This is a genomic window from Pedobacter sp. UBA5917, from assembly GCF_002432345.1.
Taxonomy (GTDB): Bacteria; Bacteroidota; Bacteroidia; order Sphingobacteriales; family Sphingobacteriaceae; genus Pedobacter.
Window position 1 is genome coordinate 26874 of the sequence record NZ_DJDT01000056.1, and the last position, 22254, is coordinate 49127.

Sequence of the window (22254 nt, forward strand, 5' to 3'; positions counted from 1 at the left end):
TTTTTTTGTGAAAAATTTTAATATCGGATAATAGTATTTTTAACTTCAACCGATAATTAGTATATTTGTTTGTGTGGGATTTTGATTTAAGCGATTTAGAAGAGCTACAACAACAAATAGGCAGGTTGTACGATAAAAAGGCCAAGTTAGAAAACTCGAGGCCTTTGCCTAGTAGCGCCCTACACCGCATCAAAGAAGACCTTACCCTCGAATGGACTTACAACTCCAATAGCATCGAAGGAAATACCCTAAGCCTAAAAGAAACCCAGATGGTTTTACAGGAAGGCATTACGGTTAAAGGCAAATCGCTAAGGGAACACTTCGAAGCCTTTAACCACGAAAAAGCCATCGATTATCTCTACACCCTAGTAAACAATAAATACATACTAAGGAGCATCGATATTTTATCATTGCATGGTTTGGTGTTGCGGAGTATTGAAGATGATTATGCAGGCCGTTTAAGAAATGGTGGTGTGCGTATTGTTGGCGCAAATTTTACGCCGCCCAATGCCAACAAGGTCTCCGATCTGCTAGATCAATTAATCATATTTATTAATGATAACCCCTTAGGGTTAAATGATATTGTATTATCTACCATTTTCCACCATAAACTGGTTTGGATACATCCTTTTTTTGATGGAAACGGCCGTACGGTGAGGCTTGCAATGAATCTTTTACTGATGCGCAAGGGCTTCCCCCCAGCTATTATCCTCAAAAACGACAGAAAGAAATATTACGAGGCACTTAATCAGGCAAACAAGGGTAAATACCATAAACTTTGCCTGCTTATGTTGCAGGCAGTAGAGCGTTCCTTAAATATCTACCTCAATGCATTACCCAATAGCACTTATGGCGATTACGAACCTATTTCACATATCGTTTCAGAACCTGATGTTCCTTATGGGCAAGAGTATGTAAGTTTATTGGCCAGGCAGGGCAAAATAGACGCCTATAAAGAAGGTCGCGATTGGCTTACCACAAAATCTGCAGTAAAAAGCTATATCCAAACGCGTAAACGTAAACGTTAACCTTTTTTAACTTTTTGCGGTTTGATAATGACGTAATTTTACCAAAAAATATTAAATGAAAAATTTGATCATCTTTTGCTGTATTTTATTGATTACCAATGCCGCAAAAGCACAGTTTAAATTCCTCGCCAACAATAGCTCCGATTTATACAAGGCTAAAATTATTGTCGACAGATGTGAAAGCCGTGCCTGCGACGGAAAAGCAACCATTATCGTTTATAACAAGACTACCGACCGCGAGATTGATACTTTTCACTCTGATGACCTTGAATTTGGTTTAACCGAAACACAGGATGCGAAACTGGGATGGCTTGAACTGGGAAAATACCAAACACCGTTAATTTTCGGCGATTTTAATTTTGACGGGCTTGAAGATATCGCGATAAGAAACGGCAACAAGGGCAGTTATATGAGCCCATCTTATGATGTGTATTTAGCTTCAGCCGACAACAAGTTCTTGTTGAATAGTGAACTGACCAAGCTGGCTAGCACAAACCTTGGTATGTTTGATGTAGATAAAAAAGCAAAACAGTTATCCATACATCAAAAAGACGGATGCTGTTTTGATAAGACGATCAATTATAAATACGGTAATAAAAATGCCTTATACGAAGATTCATCGGTAATTGAAGATTCGAGCATCGCCGATTATGTTACGGTGATTACCCAAAAACTGGTCGATGGCAAAATGAAAAGAACTGTGCAGAAGTTTAAGATGAAGGAGTATTATAATCAGTAAACTGATTACACGCTAACTCCCCGCGATACGTCATTCTCAACTCTTTCTAGTCGTAGCGTCTCGCTACGACATGCTTTTAGGGTCTTAGCGAGACGCTAAGACCAGAGACTCAGCAAAGCTAAATCTATCTCGAGATAGATCTCTCCGCTACGCTATGCTTCGGTCGAGATGACGAAGAACTAAGAAAGACCCTGAAATAAATTCAGGGTGACGATCTATGTGTTAAAGCGCTGCTTTTACCAAAAACGGCAATATCTCCTTTTGGAAGCTTACAAAGTTTTTGCGTACATCCGAATCGCTTACAGAGGTAAAAGCGAAAGAGAATACGATGCTTTTACTTGCTTTTAACAGAAAAGCCAATCCTTCCCTCCGGGCCGGATTATTTTTAAAGTTATCCAGTTGCAGGTAAGCGGCCAATAATAAGGCCTCCAGCTGATCTGATAAATGTTTTAAAAACTCCTGTGAGTTTGCATTTTCGCGTACAAAATCCCAACCGATAAATTCGTTACATGCGGTAAAAGATAAACGGCTGGTTTTCATCACAAGGGCCTTTAAATGCTCTTCTTCTGATGCGTAGCTCACTTTATTATGCAAAATTTCGTGCAGGTTCTGATCAAGGTAATCCATTAGGATACTATCCAATACCTGCTCTTTACTTTCAAAATATTTATAAATCGTTGCTTTGGCAATACGTGCCTTTTTGGCGATCTCGTTTACACTGGTTTTATGATAACCGTATTTTCTAAATAATTCTTTGGCAGCCTTTTTTACTGTTTCTTTTATTTTTTCAGCTTCCATTCTAATTGCTTACGTGTAATAGTGTGTTGCCCTGCAGCGATATGTTGTATGCTCTTAGCATTTTTTCGGCAGGTGCCTTTTGCGGACTTCCATCAAGCAGCGAAAATTTTGCTCCAGAGCAGGGATCTGTTGCGGTTACCCCACTATCATCAGGTGCAACTTTACATATCTTCTCCGGATTTACCGTACTGCAACGATCGAACGCTACATAGGTACCGAGGGGTGTTTTAACGATTAATAATCCACCAACACCAACATTGGGAACTACAAGCACATTATTTACCGCCTTTAGGCTAAATTCGGTTATGGTAACATTATAGTTTACAGGTACATCAGGAATGTAACCATCTTCTTTACCACAACCAACAGTTAATAGCAGAACAAATAATATGCTGTATAGATATTTCATCATTAAATTAAGGCCGATTTAAACTGCTTTAAGAAACGTGCATCATTCTCGGAGAATAAACGCAGGTCTTTAATTACATATTTTAGGTTTGCAATACGCTCAATACCCATTCCAAAAGCGAAACCACTGTATTTTTTCGAATCGATACCACAGTTTTCCAAAACGTTTGGATCAACCATACCACAGCCCAGAATTTCTACCCAACCACTGTATTTACAAAGCTGGCAACCAGATCCTTTACAAATGGTACAAGAAATATCCATTTCTGCAGATGGCTCTGTAAAAGGGAAATATGACGGACGGAAACGCACTTTTGTACCTTCTCCGTACAATTCCTGAACGAAATAGAATAAGGTTTGCTTTAAATCCGCAAATGAAACGTTTTCATCAACATACAAACCTTCTACCTGATGGAAAAAGCAGTGTGCCCTTGCCGAAATGGCTTCGTTACGGTAAACACGGCCCGGCATAATCGCCCTGAACGGCGGTTGCCCCTGCTCCATCATACGCACCTGTACCGATGAAGTATGTGTACGCAAAGCGATATCGCCTTTTTCGCCACCTTTTTTGATGAAGAAAGTATCCTGCATATCTCTTGCCGGGTGTTCTTCAGGGAAGTTCAGCGCCGAGAAGTTATGCCAATCGTCTTCAATTTCAGGACCTTCTGCCACGGTAAAACCCAATTTGGCAAAAATCTCCACAATTTCCCTGCGTACTAAAGCTAAAGGATGGCGCGAACCAATTTCGAAACCTTCGCCCGGCAAAGTTAAATCCTGTTGCGAGTGTTCACTTTTGGCATCAACACTTTCGGTCGATTCTTTTAAAGTCTGGTATTTTGATTCGGCAAGTTGCTTAAACTCATTCAAAACCTTACCCAACGATCTTTTTTCTTCAACAGAAACGGATTTGAACTCGTCGAAAATTTCTTTGATAATGCCCTTACTTCCTAAATATTTAATACGGAACTGCTCTAATTCGTCGGCCTTTTCGGTTACGAAAGCATTAATTTTATCGGTATATTGTGTTATTTTGTCCTGTAACATGGCTTCAAATATACGGCAAATTATCTAATAATTTTAGGCTTAGCGGGTTCAAATAATCTGTTTACAATACCATTATAAAAGAAAATGAACCCATAAACAACAAAAGCCGCTTAAAGCGGCCTTTGTATTATTGTAGATCTTATTATTTTAAATTACACCAAGTTCTTTACCCACTTTGGTAAACGCGGCAATGGCTTTATCTAAATGATGCTGCTCATGTCCGGCCGATAACTGAACTCGGATCCTGGCTTTGCCCTGTGGTACCACCGGATAAAAGAAACCGATTACGTAAATGCCTTCTTCCAACATTTTAGCGGCAAACTGCTGTGCAATTTTGGCATCGTACAACATTACCGGAACGATCGGGTGGAAACCCGGTTTAATATCGAAACCGGCTTCTGTCATTTTCTCACGGAAATATTTAGTATTGCTTTCCAGTTTATCTCTTAACGAGGTAGTTTCGCTCAACATATCCAACACGGCGATTGATGCACCTGCAATTGCCGGAGCAAGGGTATTTGAAAATAAGTATGGGCGTGAACGCTGACGCAACATATCGATAATTTCTTTTTTACCCGAAGTAAAGCCACCTGATGCACCGCCCAAAGCTTTACCCAAAGTGCCGGTGATGATATCGATACGATCCATTACATCAAAATGTTCGTGCGTACCGCGACCGTTTTTACCGATAAAACCGGTACAGTGCGATTCGTCGATCATAATCAACGCTTCATATTTATCGGCCAGATCGGCAATTTTATCCAATGGGGCAACAGAACCATCCATAGAGAAAGCACCATCGGTAACAATAATGCGGTGGCGGCAATCTTTAGCAGCAATCAATTGTTTTTCCAGGTCTTCCATATCGGCATTTTTATAGCGGAAACGTTGTGCTTTACACAACCTCACACCATCGATAATGGAAGCATGGTTTAATTCGTCAGAAATAATAGCATCTTCAGCATTAAACAAAGGCTCAAAAACACCACCGTTTGCATCAAATGCGGCTGCATATAAAATGGTATCCTCAGTACCTAAAAATTTAGAAATTTTTGCCTCCAGTTCTTTATGCACATCCTGTGTTCCACAGATAAAACGCACTGACGACATCCCATAGCCATGATCGTCTATCGCTTTTTTAGCTGCTTCTATCACTTTTGGGTGGGAAGAAAGTCCTAAATAATTATTTGCACAGAAATTGATTACCTCTGCACCGCCGCTTACTTTAATGTCGGCACCCTGGGGCGTAATAATAATCCTTTCGCGTTTAAATAATCCAGCGTTTTCGATTTCTTCAAGTTCTTTTTGAAGAACCGGTTGTAATGTTTTATACATGGCCTTTTAATATGGTTGAATTTACGTCCAAAGTTATAAAAAAAAGTCTTTTCAGACCTAAAAACGCGATTTTCGTTATATATTTTACAGACAAACGTTTGACCGGAAGACCAATAGCCATTAGGCTTTTATTTTGGCCGCGAAATATGGCAACATCACTATTTTTTTTCGATCTTAACAAACTTTAATATAAGGCTACGTGCATAAAGAACATATTTTGACATTTTAAAATGGCCGTGGCGGCAAAAACAGAATAACACAAAATGGAATTTAACGAATTATATTGGCATGATTCAGTAATAAAAAGAATTGAAATAGATAGGTCCAACCCTGGAAAACGCGACACCATTGTTTTTGAAATCAATTGGTACGACATTGGGATAGGAAAACTTTATTTCGAAAACGTTTACTGGATCCGTTTGGATATGAATTTTGGAATAGTAGCTGATGAATGTATAGATGATGCATTTAAAGCTTCTAATGATGATGTTGATTTTGCCAGATTTAAGAGAAAATGGAATGGACTAATTAATGAAAATTTGTCTTGTTACATAATCAAAACAACCTCTACCGGCAGTGAATTTAAAATCATTGCAGGCAATTTTAGAGTTGATAAAACTTAGATGCTGCAGAATCGAATTAGAATCCTCTCCAATGAAACCAACAAAATTACGCTAACATAAAGCGAAGATTCATTTTTTTTCGATCTTAACAAACTTTAACATGCAACTATGTGTATAGTGTTAAAAGATATTCGATATTTAGGGCATACTAATCCAACTATGACAAGAATTTGCGCACTCCTATTTTTTTGCGGCCTCACCAATTTTGTATTTGCCCAGCACTTTACGGTTACCGGGATTGTTAAGGATACCAACGGACAGCCAGTTCCTTTTGCATCGGTGTATTTAAAGAACACCACTACCGGAACTTCTGCCAATGTTGACGGGAAATATTCGGTAAAGCTAAAAAACGGGGAACATACTTTAAGTTTCAGGGCCGTTGGGTACAAACAACAGGAACATATTGTAAATTTAACGGCCGATATTTCGCTCAATGTAACGTTATCATCCGAAAATTATACTTTAGAAGGCGTTAATATCAGGGGCAATGCCGAAGACCCTGCATATGCAATTATCCGTAAGGCCATCAAACAAAGAAAAACGCATTTAAATGAAGTGAAAGCATTTAGCTGTGATGTTTATATTAAAGGTGTGCAACGGTTAAGGGGTGCACCAAAAAAATTCTTCGGACAGGATATACAGAAAGTTTTAGAGCTTGATACCAACCGGAAAGGCATTATTTACCTATCGGAATCGCAGAGCAAATTTAATTTCAGACGGCCAAATGATGTACATGAGGAAATGATCTCATCAAAAGTTGCAGGCCGGAACAATGCTTTCAGTTTTAACAAGGCATCAGACCTGATCATTAACTTTTACGATAACTACCTGCTCGAAAATAAATTAAGTGCCAGGGGATTCATTTCGCCGATTGCAGATAATGCCCTTTTCTATTATAAATATAAATTACTGGGCGAAAGCAAGGAAAATGGTGAAACCATCCATAAAATAGAAGTAATCCCACGCCGTGAAAACGATCCGGTATTCAGGGGGATTATCTATATTATCGATGATAGCTGGAGAATCTACAATACAGATGTGTACCTGACCAAAAATGCGGGCATCAACTTTATCGATACATTAAATATTAGCCAGCAGTTTACCAAGGTTAACGAGGTTTATATGCCCACCTCAATTAATTTCCAATTTGCTGGCAATGTACTGGGATTTAAAATAGCAGGATATTTTGTAGGGATATACAGCAATTATAACCTGGATCCTAAATTCCCAAAAAACTTTTTCAGTGGCGAAATTCTAAAAGTTACCGAAATGGTGAACAAAAAAGACTCTGTTTACTGGAAAAACAACAGGCCTATCCCTTTAACCGAAGATGAAAAAATCAATTATGTTAAAAAGGATAGTGTTGCGAAGTTAAAGGAATCAAAAAAATACCTCGATTCGCTTGAAAAAGACAACAATAAATTCGGAATAGTTAAGCTGCTGCTGCACGGCTATAGCATTAACGACCGTTACGATAAAGAATACTGGTCGTTCGATCCCGTACTTAAATCTATATTTTACAATACGGTTGAGGGATTCGCCATTAAATATGGTGTTACCTACCGAAAAGTGTTCGAGAATAGAAAATCTTACTCCATCCGTCCTGAACTGAGGTACGGTTTTGCCAACCAGAAACTAACAGGAAGCTTAAGTGGAAGTTATTATTACAACCCGCTTAAACGTGCCAGTGTAAGTGCATCATTTGGAAACGGGATATTCGATCTGAACAACCTGGGTTCGATGACACAGCTGGGCAACACCATCAACTCGTTGTTTTATGAGAAAAATTTCGCCAAGTTTTACGAAAAGAGTTTTATAAATATCAATACCACACGCGAGCTGGCATCTGGCCTGCAGGGAAGTGTGGCGGTAGATTATAGCAGGAATAAAACCCTCACCAATAATTCTACATTTAAAATTATTGATGCGAAGGACCGCGAATTTACTTCGAACAATCCTTTTAACCCAACGGAAGAAACACCGCTTTTCCCTACTTATAATTCGTTCAGTGCCACTGCAAGTTTAACCTATACTTTCGGACAGAAGTACATTACCCGTCCGGACGGCAAGTTTTATACCGAATCAAAGTTCCCTAAAATGACCATATTGTATAAAAAAGGATTTAACGGCGTGCTGAACAGTGATGTTGATTACGATTTTGTAAAACTGGAGGTTTCTCAGGACAGGATCGGATTGGGACTATGGGGTTACACTTCATTTTTGGCAGGTGTGGGCAAGTTCCTGAACAATAAGAGCATGTATTATCCAGATTTTAAACACTTCGCAGGTAATATTTCAACCATCTTCCCTCCCAACCTAAGAAAGTTCCAATATCTTGATTTTTACCAGTTCAGCACCAACCAACAATATTTCGAAGCCCATTTAGAGCATAATTTTGCAGGTTTCTTTATGAATAAAATTCCATTGCTACGTAAAGCGAAGCTCGAAGAGTTTATCGGTGGAGGTTATTTATCTTCTCCTGAAAAAAGGAATTACAAGGAGTTTTATTTCGGTATCCAACGCCTGGTATTACGTGCCAGTTATGGTTTTGCCTATGATGGCGGACGTAAGTTAACGCAAGGATTTAGGATATCGTATGGCTTTTAGAATGGAAAATGTTTGATGGAAAATGGGTGATGGAAAGTCTACCTTATCCATTTTCCGTTTTTACATCTTACATTTTAGGATGTTTTATGTAAAATGGATGACGGAAGATACATTATCCATTTTACATTTTTACATCTTACATAATTCCCCTATCTTTGCACCGCTTTAAACGCCGTTTGCAACGGTATCAACAGCGTTATGGAAAAATATCAAACACTACTTTACTATTGCTATAGTTACATAGCAGAGGCAGAGCAATTTGCTGCCGATCACCTTAAATTCTGTAAATCGTTAGGTTTAGTTGGCCGTATTATCGTTGCCGACGAAGGTTTGAATGGTACCGTATCTGGTACTCCCGAAGCCTGCGAAACTTATATGCAGGCAATACACGCCGACGAAAGGTTTGCAAAAACCGAATTTAAAATCGACAATGTTGAAGAACTTTCGTTCTTAAAAATGCACTGCCGTTACAAATCGGAAATTGTGCATTCGGGCTTAAGGGATACTTCAATCATCGATCCTAACAAGCAAACCGGTAAACATTTAGAACCTGTCGATTTCATGAAAATGAAAGATGATGAGGATGTAATTATCCTTGATGTACGTTCTAATTACGAACATAACCTTGGTAAATTCAAAAATGCGTTAACGCTTGACATTGAGAATTTCCGTGATTTCCCTGAACAGATCAATCAGCTTGCCCAGTATAAAGACAAAAAAATATTAACCTATTGCACCGGTGGCATTAAATGCGAAAAAGCATCTGCCCTATTGTTGCACCACGGCTTTAACGATGTATACCAGTTACATGGCGGCATTATCAAATATGGTAAAGAAGCCGGAGGTAAGGATTTTGAGGGTAAATGTTACGTTTTCGACAACCGTATCGCTGTTGACGTGAATGAGGTGAACCCGACCGTTGTTTCTGTTTGTTACAACTGCGGTAAAACCACTCCAAAAATGATCAATTGTGCCAATCCGGAATGCAACGAGCACATTACCCAATGCGATGATTGCGGAAACGAACTTCAGGGCTGTTGCTCAACGGCATGTACTACAAATCCGCGCAAACGCCCTTACGATGGTACAGGGTATTATGTAAAGGTTCCGCAGCCGGTAGTGGTGAAGGTTGTTTAATTGCTTAAAGCCGTCTTATTGGTCCATGGTTGATGGTTTTATGGCTGATAGCTTATTAGCTCATGGTTAATGGTTTTATAGCTTATTGGATCATGGCTAATAGTTGGATAGTTGATAACCTACAATCACAATTAAAATCCTCACTTATTAGAAAATAGGTAATAGAAAGCCATAATATTGGGCGAGATAATTATATTTATTTCAAAATCAACGTTATGGCTTTCAAATTTGAAGAACTAAAAGTTTGGCAGATCTCGTTAATCTTAGTAACGAAATAGATATTATTGCAAAAAACTTTCCACGGATAGAATTATTCAGTCTTTCCAATCAAATAAAAAAAGCCGCAGATTCTGTAAATCTCAACATTGCCGAAGGTTGTATGGGACAATCAAAAGCCGAGTTTAAAAGGTTCCTCACGTATTCAGTACGCTCTGGTCTTGAAGTTGTAAGCTGTCTTTTTATGGCATCATCCAGAAAATACATTACAGAGCTAGAATTTAAAAGGCTATATTCTGAATACGAACAACTTTGTAAAATGATATCTAAATTGAAGTCTTCGCTGTAATGGCTCATGGTATAATAGCAGGCCGAATGAGGTTGATGGTTTATAAGATTAGTCATAAGCCATGAACTTAAATATGAATTGATGCCTAATATCATTTGCGATTCCCCCCTAGCTATCAACCATGATCTATAAAACCATGAACCAAAAAACATCAGCTCTAAACAACAAGCTCACACCTTATTTTAAACAATTTTTCGTTTACTTTGTGTAATAATGGCTTTACCCGCTAACCATTTTATGCTAAACTATTTCCGTTTCCTGTTACTGCTTTCCTGCTTTGCTATAAACACATATGCATCAGATATTAAAAGCATCGGTGTACCTTATATAGAAAATTATCCAAAATCTATTTATTCGGCCGGTAACCAGAACTGGAGTATAGCTAAGGATAAAAACGGCGTAATGTATTTTGGCAATGCCGAAGGACTTTTAACTTTCGATGGCCGTTATTGGCAGAAATACCAGATGCCCAACAGGCAGATTGTAAGGGCTGTGGCCACTGATAAAAACGGTAGGATTTACACAGGTAGCTTTGGCGAATTTGGTTATTGGGCAATAAAAAATAACAAATTAAATTATAACTCCCTTACCAACTTACTTCCAAAAGGAATAAAAATCAACGATGAAGTCTGGAAGATATATGTAGATAAAGACCGCGTGATTTTTCAGTCATTCTCGAAAATCTTTATCTATAAAAATAATAAAATAGAAGTGGTTAAATCGCCATCTTCTTTTTTATTCCTTCATAAAGTAAACAACAGGTACCTGATCGAGGTGCTCGAAAAAGGGCTGTTTGAGTTGTTGGGTAACAAATTGGTCCACATTCCGAACAGTGAGAAAGTTGGTAAAGAAGGTGTCCTTTCTATCCTGCCATACAAAACCACCGGCTTAATTATCGGAACCAGCAAACGTGGATTATTTACTTACGACGGAAAAGATTTTAGTCCCTTAAACACACCTGCCAATGCTTACCTCAAAACCTATCAGCTCAATAACGGAGTAAGCTTATTGGGAAAATACTTTGCTTATGGTACCATCCTTAACGGACTGATTATTATAGATGAAAACGGAAGAGTGGTACAACGTATCAACAAATCGAGCGGTTTACAGAACAACACAGTTTTAAGTTTATATGCGGATAACGAGCAAAATCTTTGGACAGGACTGGATAACGGTATCGACCGGATAGAGCTCAATTCGCCCTTATACTTTTATTTCGATAAAACCGGTCAGTTTGGAACGGTATATTCGAGTATTATTTTCAACAACAAGATATACCTGGGTACCAATCAGGGTTTATTTTATAGCGAATGGTCGCCTGATAAACTTTTGCCTTTTAACTTCAGGTTGATCCCAAATTCGCAGGGACAGGTATGGGAATTGACCATTATCGACAACGAACTCATCTGTGGCCACAATAGCGGTACGTTTAAAGTAAATGGCGACCAGATCCAATGGCTCTCGATGACTTCGGGTGGCTGGACGATAAAAAAACTAAATTCGAACCCCAATTATCTTGTTCAGGGCACTTACACCGGACTTTCGCTCTTTACCGAATCCCCGGCATCGGGTTTAAAGTTTGTAAAGAAAATCTCTGGCTTTGATGCACCATTGAGATATGTAGAGCAGGATAACAAAGGCGATATTTGGGTGGCCCATGCCTATAAAGGATTATATAAATTAAATTTAAGCCCTGATTACACCAGCGTAATCAGCACAAAATATTTCGATGAGAAGAATGGTTTGCCCGGTAATTACAATATCAATATTTTCAATTTAGAGAACAAGATTGTTTTTTCCTCTGATGCAGGGTTTTATACCTATGATGAGTTAAGTGATAAGTTTACCAAATACGAAGCGTTGAACAAAGAGCTTGGTTCTTTCCAATCATCGAATAAAATCATCAATGCAGGCGGCAAAAAATATTGGTTTATCAATCATGGCAAAACGGCCCTGGTTAATTTTAGCGAGCCTGGCAAGGTAGAAATCGATTCGAACCAGTTCAGCATTTTAGATGGCCGCATGGTTCAGTATTATGAAAACATTAGCCGTATCAGCAATTCAATTTACCTGATCAGTGTTGATGATGGTTTTGTAATTTATAACCCCACAGCGCAACTCAATCAGGAAAAGCGGAAATTGCCATCAGTTTTAATCAGGCGCATAGAAGATATTACCGATAAATTTTCACTTATCAGCGAAACCGGAAATGGAGAAGAGGCTACAGAAATCCAGAGCAGCCGCAATAACATCCGCATATCTTATGCACTGCCCTACTACCGCCAGGCAAAGGTTAAGTACCAGATTTATTTAGAGGGTTATTCTAAAACATGGTCTGATTGGAGTTACGCCACACAGAAAGATTTTACCAATTTAAGTGCTGGTAATTATTTTTTTAAGGTGAGGGCCAAAATCGACGACAGTACGGTAAGCGAAGAAACCGTTTATGCGTTTACCATCTTGCGCCCCTGGTACCTCAACAACTGGGCGATACTGTTCTATGCCATCCTATTTGTGGTGGTACTGATCCTGGGTAAGAAAATTTACGAAAGGAAGCTGCAGAGAGACAGTCAGAAAATAAGCGACCGCTTGCAGGCCGAGCAGGAAGAGGTATTAAAGCAGGAAGCCGAAACCAACGAAAAGCAGATCATTAAACTCCAAACGGAGAAACTCCAAGCTGAGCTGGCTTCAAAAAACAGGGAACTGGCCAATTCGGCCATGACACTGGTGTACAAAAACGAGTTGCTTCAGAAACTTAGCGATGAGATTTCGAAACTTAAGGACGAAAACGGTAAAAAGCTTTCAGAAGATCAGACCCGTAAGATCCAAAAAGTAATTAACGATGGTATGAACGATGAGCGCGATTGGCATCTCTTCGAAAACAGCTTTAACGAGGCACACGAAAGCTTCTTTAAAAAATTAAAGGCGCAGCATCCCGATCTTGTTCCCAATGATTTAAAACTCTGTGCTTACCTCAGGATGAACATGAGCAGTAAAGAAATGTCGTCGCTGTTAAACATCACTTTGCGTGGCGTAGAAATCCGGAGATACCGCCTGCGTAAAAAGCTAGAAGTACCACACGATAAAAACCTGACCGAGTTTTTAATGGAGCTTTAACTTTTTCTAAACAGGCTATTAATTGTCTTTTTTACATTTATTAATAGCCTTAAAATTACCTTTTGATTTTTTGCCAAAAGCAATATTTACTGTCAATTTTATGCTGTAGGCTAAAAAAAATACTACATCATTACCTCTCATGGGCCATTTCTTTGCCCCACAAAACACTTAGTGTGTTTTATACACTTTAGTAGATGTTAATATTATGTTAAAATCCTAAAAAAATGCGTTTTTAGGCCAAAATCGCATTTGGTTTATCGCAGGATCAAACATTGGGGTATAGGTTGATGTATTAATGTTGAGGTAAAAACACTTGCACATCAGCAAAAACAACCCCACATTTAACCAACAATTAAACTAAAATTTATAATAAAGCATGAAAAGAATCTTTACAAGAATTTCTGTTCTCGCTGCATTTTGTTTGCTAACAATTAACGTAGCATTAGCGCAAAACATTACCGTAAAAGGTAAGGTAATTGATGGGGGTGACAAAACCCCATTACCTGGCGTATCTATTTTAATTAAGGGCACACAAACTGGCACCCAAACAGATGTAAACGGCGGCTATTCTCTTAGCGTACCGGCAAATGCCACATTAGTCTTCAACTTTGTAGGCTACACAGCACAAGAGCAAGCTGTAAATAACCAAACCACCATCAACGTTTCATTGGCATCTTCAACACAGCAATTAGAGCAGGTTGTGGTTGTGGGTTATGGTACACAGCGGAAAATTGACGTTACAGGTTCTGTAGCATCAGTTAAGGGTGAAGATATTAATAAGCAACCTTCTACCAACCCAATCAGTGCTTTGCAGGGTAAGGTTGCCGGAGTTTCGATCAGTAATAACGCAACCCCTGGTTCGGCACCTCAAATTACCATTCGCGGTACAGGAACGATTTATGGCAACACAGGGCCTTTATACGTTGTTGATGGTGTTTGGTATGATGACATTACATTTTTAAACCCTGCAGACATTGCGAGCATCAACATCCTTAAAGATGCATCAAGCCAATCTATTTATGGTGTTAGGGCTGCAAACGGTGTGGTTTTGGTTACTACCGTAAAAGGCAAAAACGGAAATGCCACTGTAAATTATAATGGAACAGTTGGTATACAGAGTGTAACCAATCAGGTTAAAATGACCAATGCGAGTGAGTATGCAACTGCAGTAAATGAAGCATATGCAATTAACAAGGCAGCTAATCCATTGTTCGCTAATACAAATCTGGGTGAGGGTACCGATTGGTATGATCAGATTTTACGCAATGCCATGATCAACAACCATCAGGTTTCTATCAATGGCGCCAGCGAAAAGTCGAGCTATAATTTTTCACTGGGCTATGTTAACCAGGATGGTATCATCAAAACAAATAATTACAAAAGATATACCGCACGTCTTTCTAACGATTTCCAGGTTTTTAAAAATTTAAAAGTTGGATACAACATCACCGGAAGTTCCAGCACATCGAACAATGCACCAGCATCTATTTACCGTGCACTTTATACGGCTTCTCCTGTTGTACCTGTTTTTAATGCTGATGGCAGTTATGGCGATCCTGCCAGTTTTCAGCTTGGTAACGGAAGCAATGTAAATCCACAGGCTACTATTGATTTCAATAATAGCAGAACAGGAAAATACAGGGTTACCGGAAACGCTTATGCAGAATTAAAATTTGCAAAACATTTCACGTTTAAAACGAGTGCAGGTGGTGATTTCGGACAGGAAGAAAATAGAAATTACACACCAAAATATGCTGCAACAACCGGACAAACGAGCAATATAAGCTCACTCTCAATCAGTAGAATTGAAACAAGGAACTGGATTTTAGAGAATACCTTAACGTATGAGAATAAATGGAACGATCATACTTTAACTGTACTAGCCGGCCAAACGGCACAACGGTATAAATCTTACACAATTACCGGAACAGCGCAAAATGTACCCTATGCTAAAGAAGGTGATCTTTATTTAAGCCTGGGTAACGCAGCAGGTAGAACTATCGAAGATAAGGGTTCGTTAAATACTGCAACTTCATATTTCGGAAGGGTTAACTATAGCTTTAAAAACAAATATTTGTTAAATGCTTCTTTAAGGGGCGATGCTGCATCACAGTTTTTCGGTGGCGGCGATTTATGGGGATATTTCCCTTCAGTTGGTGCTGGCTGGGTAGTAACCAACGAAGATTTCATGAAAGATCAGAAGATCTTCAGTAATTTAAAAGTACGTGGCAGCTGGGGTAAAGTAGGTAATGCAGGTGTTCCGATCAATCCTACAACGCTTACAGTTAATCAAAGCGCAGCCTTAATTGCATTTTATAACGGTATTGCAAATACCGGCGCAAGCATAACTACAATAGTTCCTCCGGCTCTTTTTTGGGAGCGCAGTGCGGGTACTGACATCGGCTTGGAAATGGGCTTTTTTAACAACAAATTATCAGTTGAAGCAGATTACTACAATCGAAAAACCGAACAGGCTATTTTCAATATCCCGATTTTAGGTTCTTTGGGTACATCAGACAGCAAATTATTAGGCAATCAAGCTGATTTTAGAAACCGTGGCTTCGAATTATCCGCAACATGGTCTGATAAAACTGCAGGTGGTTTAACCTATTCAATTAGTGGCAACATTGGCATTAATAACAATAAAGTATTGAATGTAACCACTGGTTCAAACCCGATTGATGCAGGTGGCGACGGCTTAAACAATGCTGTAGTTCCGACAAGAACTGTAGTAGGTATGCCGATCGGCTCTTTCTTCGGCTATCAGGTAGTAGGGATTCTACAAACAGCACAAGAGGCTGCTGCTTCGGGCATGCCTGGCGCCAGAGCGGGCGATTTTAAGTATGCAGATTTAAATGGCGATGGTGTTGTTGACCAAAAAGATAAAACATTTATTGGTAATCCCAATCCAAAATATACTTATGGTATTAATACCAATTTTGCTTATAAAAACTTCGATTTAACACTCGATTTTCAAGGTGTGGCAGATGTTGATGTGTTTAATGCCAATCTGGGTAACAGGTTCGGTAACGAGAACTATACCAAAGATTTTTATGATCACAGATGGACCGGTCCTGGAACCAGCAACACTTATCCATCAGCAAGTTTAGCTGGCGGTAACAATAACCAAACCAACTCATTTTATGTTGAAAGTGGTGCTTATATCAGATTGAGAAACATCCAATTGGGCTATAATCTGCCACAATCGCTGGTATCTAAATGGAAAATGCAGAGATTAAGGGTATTTGCCAATGCCCAGAATGCGGTTAACCTTTTCGGGTATAAAGGCTTTACTCCAGAGGTTGGCGGTGTACCTACAAAAGCAGGTATTGATTTCAATGTATATCCAATGTTTGCCACCTATAACATCGGTGTAAACTTAACCTTTTAATTGATTTGAGCATGAAAACATATATAAATATAAGTTTACAAAAATGGTGCGCAGTTGGTGTATTATCAACTATAATATTCGCATCATCATGTAAAAAAGACTTCCTAAATGTCGACCCACAAGGCCAGCAGGTGGCGCAACAGTTCTGGAAAACACAGGAAGATGCCACCAAAGGTGTAAACGCAATATACGCCAATTTACGTACCTGGGAAAACCTGGCTTTTCCGGCCTTGGCCATCGAAAGCACTGGATCAGACGAAGCAGATAAAGGCAGTACGGTAACGGATGCCCCGTTTTTCAATTTGTACGATACCTTTACTGTAACTTCTACAGAAGGATCATTACAGAGCTTTTGGACAGGCCAGTACAGAAATATAAACCTCTGCAATCAGGTGTTAGATAATATCCCTAATATTTCGATGGATGCCGGTTTAAAAGCCCGTTATTTAGCAGAAGCGAAGTTTGTTAGGGCTTATTCTTATTTCAGGTTGGTAAGAGCTTATGGCGGTGTACCTTTAAGATTAAAAGTACCAGCTGATCCATCGGAATATAACATTCCGAGAGCAGATAAAGCAGCTGTTTATGCTCAAATAGAGAAAGATTTGAATGAAGCTGCCACAGTATTACCAGCATCATACGGTTCGAATGATATAGGAAGAGCAACAAAAGGTGCAGCCATAGGCATGCATGCAAAAGTAGCCATGTACCAACAAAAATGGAATGATGTTTTAACTTTAACCAACCAGGTAATTGGTATGGGTTATGCCCTTTTCCCTGATTTTGAAAAAGGATTCCGCACTCAGAATGAAAATAATGTAGAATCATTATTCGAAGTTCAATGCGAATTCGTTCCCGGAAATAATGATGCCTCTAACTCTCAGTATAGTCAGGTTCAGGGTGTAGCAGGCGAACGCGCTGGCGGTTGGGGCTTTAATACACCATCGGCAGAGCTGATTGCTTCTTTCGAAGCTGGCGATCCTAGAAAAGACGCAACAATCTTATTTCCCGGAGAAACTACCCCTCAGGGCGATTTTATCAAAACAAATATTGTAAACATTGGCTATAACCAAAAATCTTATGTTCCGTTTGGCATGTATGTTTCAGGCAATCAGGGATCTCAGCAAAATTTCAGGGTATTGAGGTTTGCAGATATCTTATTGATCAATGCCGAAGCGGCCAACGAACTTAATAATCCTACACTGGCATTAACATCATTAAATAAAGTACGTGCACGTGCCAGAGGAGGCCTTACAGGCATTCTTCCTGATGTTACCACCACAGATAAAACTGCTTTACGCAACGCTATCTGGAAAGAAAGACAATCGGAGCTGGCATTAGAAAGTGATAGGCTTTTTGATGTGATCCGCCAGGGCAGGGGCGCACAGGTTTTAGGCCCTAAAGGCTGGAAAGCAAATAAAAATGAAGTGTGGCCTATTCCACAAACAGAAATCGATTTAAGCGGCGGTTTGCTTACGCAAAACCCGGGTTACTAAATTATATCATCTGGTTAGAGGTTGCCGGTAATTGCCGGCAGCCTTTCATTTATTCAATCCCTATGCAAAAAATTATCCTCAAAAAAATTACACACCTGCTCATTGTTATCCTGTGTCCCATTTTACTTTTTGCTTCCTGCATAAAAAGTAAAAACGCAAGTTACAACCCTGATTTATCGGTAAAAAAAAACCTTTCCGATATCGAATTATTGGATCTGGTTCAGAAACAGACTTTCCAATATTTTTGGGATGGTGCTGAACCAACTTCCGGTGCAGGAAGAGAGCGTTTCCATGTAGATGATGTATATCCCGAAAATGATAAGAACACAGTAGCTACAGGGGCAACAGGTTTTGGTTTAATGGCCATTTTGAGTGGGATTGATAGAAACTATGTAAGCAAAAAGGAAGGATTGGAGCGGTTGAACAAAATACTGGATTTCCTATCCAGGGCCGATCGTTTTCATGGCGCATGGTCGCACTGGATAAATGGCGAAACAGGAAAAGTACGTCCATTCGGACAAAAAGATAACGGAGGCGATCTGGTAGAAACTTCCTTTGTTGCGCAGGCCCTGGTTTGCATCAACGAATATTATAAAAACGGAACCGAACCTGAAAAAGCACTTGCTAAAAAAGCTGATGAACTTTGGAAGGGTATCGATTTTAACTGGTTCCGTAATGGAAAAAATGTACTGTATTGGCACTGGTCGCCAGAGTACAACTGGGAAATGAACTTCCCGGTAAAAGGTTATAACGAATGTTTAATTATGTACGTTATGGCAGCCTCATCCCCTACCCATAGTATCCCTGCCGAGGTTTATCACGAAGGTTGGGCAAGAGGTGGTGCAATTAAGGCAAATTTCGATCTCTATGGGCATCATATCCCATTGGATTATCAAGGCGCGAAAAATTCTGTGGGTCCGTTATTCTGGGCACATTATTCATATTTAGGTTTAAATCCGAAGGGATTAAAAGACCGTTATGCCGATTACTGGCAAAACAACGTTAACCAAACCCTGGCCATACACGACTATTGCGTGGCCAATCCGAAAAAATTTAAAGGTTATGGCGAAAATAACTGGGGTTTAACAGCCAGTTATTCGGTAAAAGGTTATGCTGCCCATAGCCTGCAGGAAGATTATGGTGTAATTTCCCCTACCGCAGCCATATCATCCATCCCTTATACACCAAAAGAATCAATGAAGGTAATCAGACACCTTTACGAAGATCTTGGTGATAAAGTTTGGGGCAAATACGGTTTTTACGATGCCTTTTCTGAAACTGACAACTGGTACCCTAAAAAATACCTTGGTATTGATCAGGGGCCGATGGTAGTAATGATCGAGAACTACCGTTCAGGTCTGCTCTGGAAATTATTTATGGGAAATAAAGATGTTCAAAATGGCCTGAAGAAACTGGATTTTCAATTCCAGCCATAGTATAGTGTTGTATATAAATGTTTAGCCATATATTTTAAATTAAATCTACAGAACCATGAAAAGAATTATTTTAATATTAACAGCATTGATGGGAAGTGTAATCCTGAACTCGAGTTTTACATCCATACACAAGATTAAACATAAAACCGCAAAAGCAAAATTTGCAACTGTAAATGTAACCGCCACAAACTCTACCAGTGATGGGGTGTATGTGCGGTTGGAAAACAATACCAGTGGTGGTGTTTATGTTTTCTTTATACAGCCCAACTCCCCGAACGGAACAGTTATCGGACAGATACCCGAAAATGGCGACATATATACCGTAAAATTAACTTCAACAGGTGGCGCACATGATATGTGGGTTTACTGGGAACATCAAACACATGTTACCGGACTAAGCGTTAGCGGGATGGCAATAGGCTGTTCGAGCTGTGCCCGGATAAACATTTTCAATTAATAACTTACGGATAATGGCTAAACATTTATTCAAGATATTTTTAATAATACCCCTACTCTGTGGTACGTATACAGCTTATGCACAGCAGAAAACCTATTGCAACCCCATCAATGTCGATTATGGTTATACACCTTTCGAATCTTTTACCGAATGGGGCAAACACCGCGCCACCGCCGATCCGGTTATCGTAAATTATAAAGGCGATTTTTACCTCTTCAGCACCAACCAATGGGGTTACTGGCACAGCGCCGATATGCTGAACTGGAAATTTCACGAAAAGAAATTCCTCCGCCCATGGAACAAAACCAAAGATGAACTCTGTGCACCTGCTGTAGGTATTGTGGGCGATACCATGGTGGTTTTTGGCAGTACCTATACCAAAAACTTCACTCTTTGGGGAAGCACCGATCCTAAAGGCAACAAATGGTTCCCTCTGGTCGATTCTTTAGAAATTGGCGGTTGGGATCCGGCATTTTTTACTGATGATGACGGAAAGTTTTACATGTACAACGGAAGCAGTAACAACTACCCAATGTACGGTGTAGAATTAGACCGCAAAACCTTTAAGCCAATCGGTACCCGCACCCCGATGTACCTGTTGCAGAGCTGGCGTTATGGCTGGCAGCGTTTTGGCGAATATATGGATAATACTTTCCTCGATCCCTTTGCCGAAGGTGCCTGGATGACCAAACACAATGGCAAATATTACTTTCAGTATGGTGCACCCGGAACCGAATTCAGTGGTTATTCAGACGGGGTGGTTGTAGGAAGCAAACCCTTATTTGATGGTACCGAAGCCATACCGCAATCTGATCCACTAAGTTATAAGGGCGGTGGATTTTCGCGTGGCGCTGGTCATGGGGCAACTTTTCAGGATAACAATAAAAATTACTGGCACATTTCTACCAGCATTATCTGCGTAAAAAACACCTGGGAACGCCGGATGGGTATTTGGCCAACCGGTTTTGATAAAGACGACGTAATGTGGACCAATACAGCCTTTGGCGATTATCCACTTTATTTACCTTCCGAAAGAAAAGAAGGTGGACCTGCTGGGCCAGGTTGGATGCTCATTAACTATAAAAAACCGATAACCGTTTCGTCTACTTTGGGGAGCTTTAATGCCAATAACGCCGTTGATGAAAGTATAAAAACCTATTGGAGTGCTAAAACAGCTAATAATGGCGAATGGATCCAAACTGATTTAGGTAGCCTGGCAACGGTTAATGCCATACAGATTAACTATGCCGATCAGGATGCCGAATTTATCGGTAAACAAACCGGGATTTATCACCAGTATAAAATCCTTTCCTCAACAGATGGAAAGAAATGGAAGACTCTTGTTGATAAAAGCCAGAACAAAACGGATGTTCCGCATGATTACATCGAACTCCAAAAACCGGTAAAAACGAGGTTCATCAAAATGGTGAATATCCACATGCCTACCGGAAAATTTGCCATTAGTGGTTTACGCGTTTTCGGAAACGGAAATGGCGATAAACCCACAAAAGTGAATAACCTGATCGTTTTAAGGACAGAGAAGGACAAACGCAGTGCCTACATCAAATGGGAACCCGTAGATAATGCCTTTGCCTATAACCTTTATTATGGTACGGCGCCGGATAAACTTTACAACTGTATCATGATCCACGATTTTAACGAATACTGGTTTAAGGCAATGGACAGTCAGAAGGCATATTATTTTACCATAGAAGCCATAAACGAGAATGGTGTATCGGTAAAAACTGAAGTGAAGAAAGTTGATTAAAAAGGCGCTCACGCTCGTTTCTAATGGGCGTGGGAATAACTGATCGTTTATAACGATCAATATTAAATACGATAGAATCGTAAAGCTATTTAAGCACTCGTTGGAAACGAGCGCAAGCAGATCGTGAAGAAAGTCGATTAAACAGGTGCTCGCCCTCGTTTCTAACGGGCGTGGAAATAACTGATCGTTTATAACGATCAATAAAATACGATAGAATCGTAAAGCTATTTAAGCACTCGTTGGAAACGAGCGCAAGCAGTTCGTTAGAAAAGTAGATTAAACAAGCGCTCACGCTCGTTTCTAACGAG

The 22254-nt window shown here is 39.7% G+C and carries 16 protein-coding genes; 12 read left to right on the forward strand and 4 right to left on the reverse strand.

Going from position 1 to position 22254, the window contains the following annotated elements:
• Positions 1-71: 71 nt before the first annotated feature.
• Positions 72-1028, forward strand: a complete 957-nt coding sequence (locus B2V92_RS03705; protein ID WP_293304895.1) for a Fic family protein — start codon at positions 72-74, stop codon at positions 1026-1028.
• Positions 1029-1083: 55 nt separating this feature from the next.
• On the forward strand, positions 1084-1767 hold the full coding sequence (locus tag B2V92_RS03710) for an XAC2610-related protein (RefSeq protein ID WP_293304896.1): 684 nt from the start codon (positions 1084-1086) through the stop codon (positions 1765-1767).
• A 222-nt stretch (positions 1768-1989) separates the two neighbouring features.
• Here the strand turns inward: B2V92_RS03710 and B2V92_RS03715 are convergent, their stop codons facing one another.
• From B2V92_RS03715 to kbl, 4 genes are all read right to left on the reverse strand, one after another.
• A complete protein-coding gene (locus B2V92_RS03715; protein ID WP_113950607.1) occupies positions 1990-2565 on the reverse strand; it encodes a TetR/AcrR family transcriptional regulator in 576 nt (191 codons plus the stop codon).
• Position 2566: 1 nt separating this feature from the next.
• Positions 2567-2977, reverse strand: a complete 411-nt coding sequence (locus B2V92_RS03720; RefSeq protein ID WP_293304897.1) for a hypothetical protein — start codon at positions 2975-2977, stop codon at positions 2567-2569.
• A complete protein-coding gene (gene pheS / locus B2V92_RS03725; protein ID WP_293304898.1) occupies positions 2977-4017 on the reverse strand; it encodes a phenylalanine--tRNA ligase subunit alpha in 1041 nt (346 codons plus the stop codon). Before pheS ends, B2V92_RS03720 begins: the two co-directional genes overlap by 1 nt.
• Positions 4018-4164: 147 nt before the next feature.
• Positions 4165-5352, reverse strand: a complete 1188-nt coding sequence (kbl, locus tag B2V92_RS03730) for a glycine C-acetyltransferase (protein WP_293304899.1) — start codon at positions 5350-5352, stop codon at positions 4165-4167.
• Positions 5353-5615: 263 nt separating this feature from the next.
• Between kbl and B2V92_RS03735 the strand changes: the two genes are divergently transcribed.
• The 10 genes from B2V92_RS03735 (at position 5616) to B2V92_RS03780 (ending at position 21946) form a co-directional block, all read left to right on the forward strand.
• Positions 5616-5975 (forward strand): hypothetical protein, encoded by a 360-nt coding sequence (locus B2V92_RS03735; RefSeq protein ID WP_293304900.1) that lies wholly within the window; start codon positions 5616-5618, stop codon positions 5973-5975.
• 159 nt (positions 5976-6134) lie between these two features.
• Positions 6135-8582, forward strand: coding sequence for a DUF5686 and carboxypeptidase regulatory-like domain-containing protein (locus B2V92_RS03740; protein WP_293304901.1), 2448 nt, complete (start codon positions 6135-6137; stop codon positions 8580-8582).
• A 198-nt stretch (positions 8583-8780) separates the two neighbouring features.
• Entirely contained in the window at positions 8781-9719 is a 939-nt protein-coding gene (locus tag B2V92_RS03745) for a rhodanese-related sulfurtransferase (RefSeq protein WP_293304902.1), read from the forward strand.
• Between the two features lie 244 nt (positions 9720-9963).
• Complete coding sequence (locus B2V92_RS03750) at positions 9964-10284, forward strand: four helix bundle protein (protein WP_293304903.1); 321 nt, start codon at positions 9964-9966, stop codon at positions 10282-10284.
• 213 nt (positions 10285-10497) lie between these two features.
• Positions 10498-13401 carry a transcriptional regulator gene (locus B2V92_RS03755; RefSeq protein WP_293304904.1) on the forward strand — a complete coding sequence of 968 codons (2904 nt, stop codon included), beginning with the start codon at positions 10498-10500 and terminating at the stop codon, positions 13399-13401.
• A gap of 376 nt (positions 13402-13777) precedes the next feature.
• The gene (locus tag B2V92_RS03760; protein WP_293304905.1) at positions 13778-16792 is read left to right on the forward strand and encodes a SusC/RagA family TonB-linked outer membrane protein; all 3015 of its coding nucleotides are present in this window, start codon (positions 13778-13780) and stop codon (positions 16790-16792) included.
• An 11-nt stretch (positions 16793-16803) separates the two neighbouring features.
• Positions 16804-18285: a RagB/SusD family nutrient uptake outer membrane protein gene (locus B2V92_RS03765; protein WP_293304906.1), complete on the forward strand. Its 1482-nt coding sequence runs from the start codon at positions 16804-16806 to the stop codon at positions 18283-18285.
• Between the two features lie 62 nt (positions 18286-18347).
• The gene (locus B2V92_RS03770) at positions 18348-19721 is read left to right on the forward strand and encodes a glucoamylase family protein (protein ID WP_293304907.1); all 1374 of its coding nucleotides are present in this window, start codon (positions 18348-18350) and stop codon (positions 19719-19721) included.
• Between the two features lie 55 nt (positions 19722-19776).
• Complete coding sequence (locus B2V92_RS03775) at positions 19777-20178, forward strand: hypothetical protein (protein WP_293304908.1); 402 nt, start codon at positions 19777-19779, stop codon at positions 20176-20178.
• A 13-nt stretch (positions 20179-20191) separates the two neighbouring features.
• Positions 20192-21946, forward strand: a complete 1755-nt coding sequence (locus B2V92_RS03780; RefSeq protein ID WP_293304909.1) for a discoidin domain-containing protein — start codon at positions 20192-20194, stop codon at positions 21944-21946.
• The last annotated feature ends 308 nt before the right edge of the window (positions 21947-22254 follow it).

Excerpts from the sequence above, each read along its gene's own strand:
- B2V92_RS03710 (WP_293304896.1), top strand. The coding sequence starts at position 1,084 with ATGAAAAATTTGATCATCTTTTGCTGTATTTTATTGATTACCAATGCC.
- B2V92_RS03715 (WP_113950607.1), bottom strand. The coding sequence starts at position 2,565 with ATGGAAGCTGAAAAAATAAAAGAAACAGTAAAAAAGGCTGCCAAAGAA.
- B2V92_RS03720 (WP_293304897.1), bottom strand. The coding sequence starts at position 2,977 with ATGATGAAATATCTATACAGCATATTATTTGTTCTGCTATTAACTGTT.
- pheS (WP_293304898.1), bottom strand. The coding sequence starts at position 4,017 with ATGTTACAGGACAAAATAACACAATATACCGATAAAATTAATGCTTTC.
- kbl (WP_293304899.1), bottom strand. The coding sequence starts at position 5,352 with ATGTATAAAACATTACAACCGGTTCTTCAAAAAGAACTTGAAGAAATC.
- B2V92_RS03735 (WP_293304900.1), top strand. The coding sequence starts at position 5,616 with ATGGAATTTAACGAATTATATTGGCATGATTCAGTAATAAAAAGAATT.
- B2V92_RS03740 (WP_293304901.1), top strand. The coding sequence starts at position 6,135 with ATGACAAGAATTTGCGCACTCCTATTTTTTTGCGGCCTCACCAATTTT.
- B2V92_RS03745 (WP_293304902.1), top strand. The coding sequence starts at position 8,781 with ATGGAAAAATATCAAACACTACTTTACTATTGCTATAGTTACATAGCA.
- B2V92_RS03755 (WP_293304904.1), top strand. The coding sequence starts at position 10,498 with ATGGCTTTACCCGCTAACCATTTTATGCTAAACTATTTCCGTTTCCTG.
- B2V92_RS03760 (WP_293304905.1), top strand. The coding sequence starts at position 13,778 with ATGAAAAGAATCTTTACAAGAATTTCTGTTCTCGCTGCATTTTGTTTG.
- B2V92_RS03765 (WP_293304906.1), top strand. The coding sequence starts at position 16,804 with ATGAAAACATATATAAATATAAGTTTACAAAAATGGTGCGCAGTTGGT.
- B2V92_RS03770 (WP_293304907.1), top strand. The coding sequence starts at position 18,348 with ATGCAAAAAATTATCCTCAAAAAAATTACACACCTGCTCATTGTTATC.
- B2V92_RS03775 (WP_293304908.1), top strand. The coding sequence starts at position 19,777 with ATGAAAAGAATTATTTTAATATTAACAGCATTGATGGGAAGTGTAATC.
- B2V92_RS03780 (WP_293304909.1), top strand. The coding sequence starts at position 20,192 with ATGGCTAAACATTTATTCAAGATATTTTTAATAATACCCCTACTCTGT.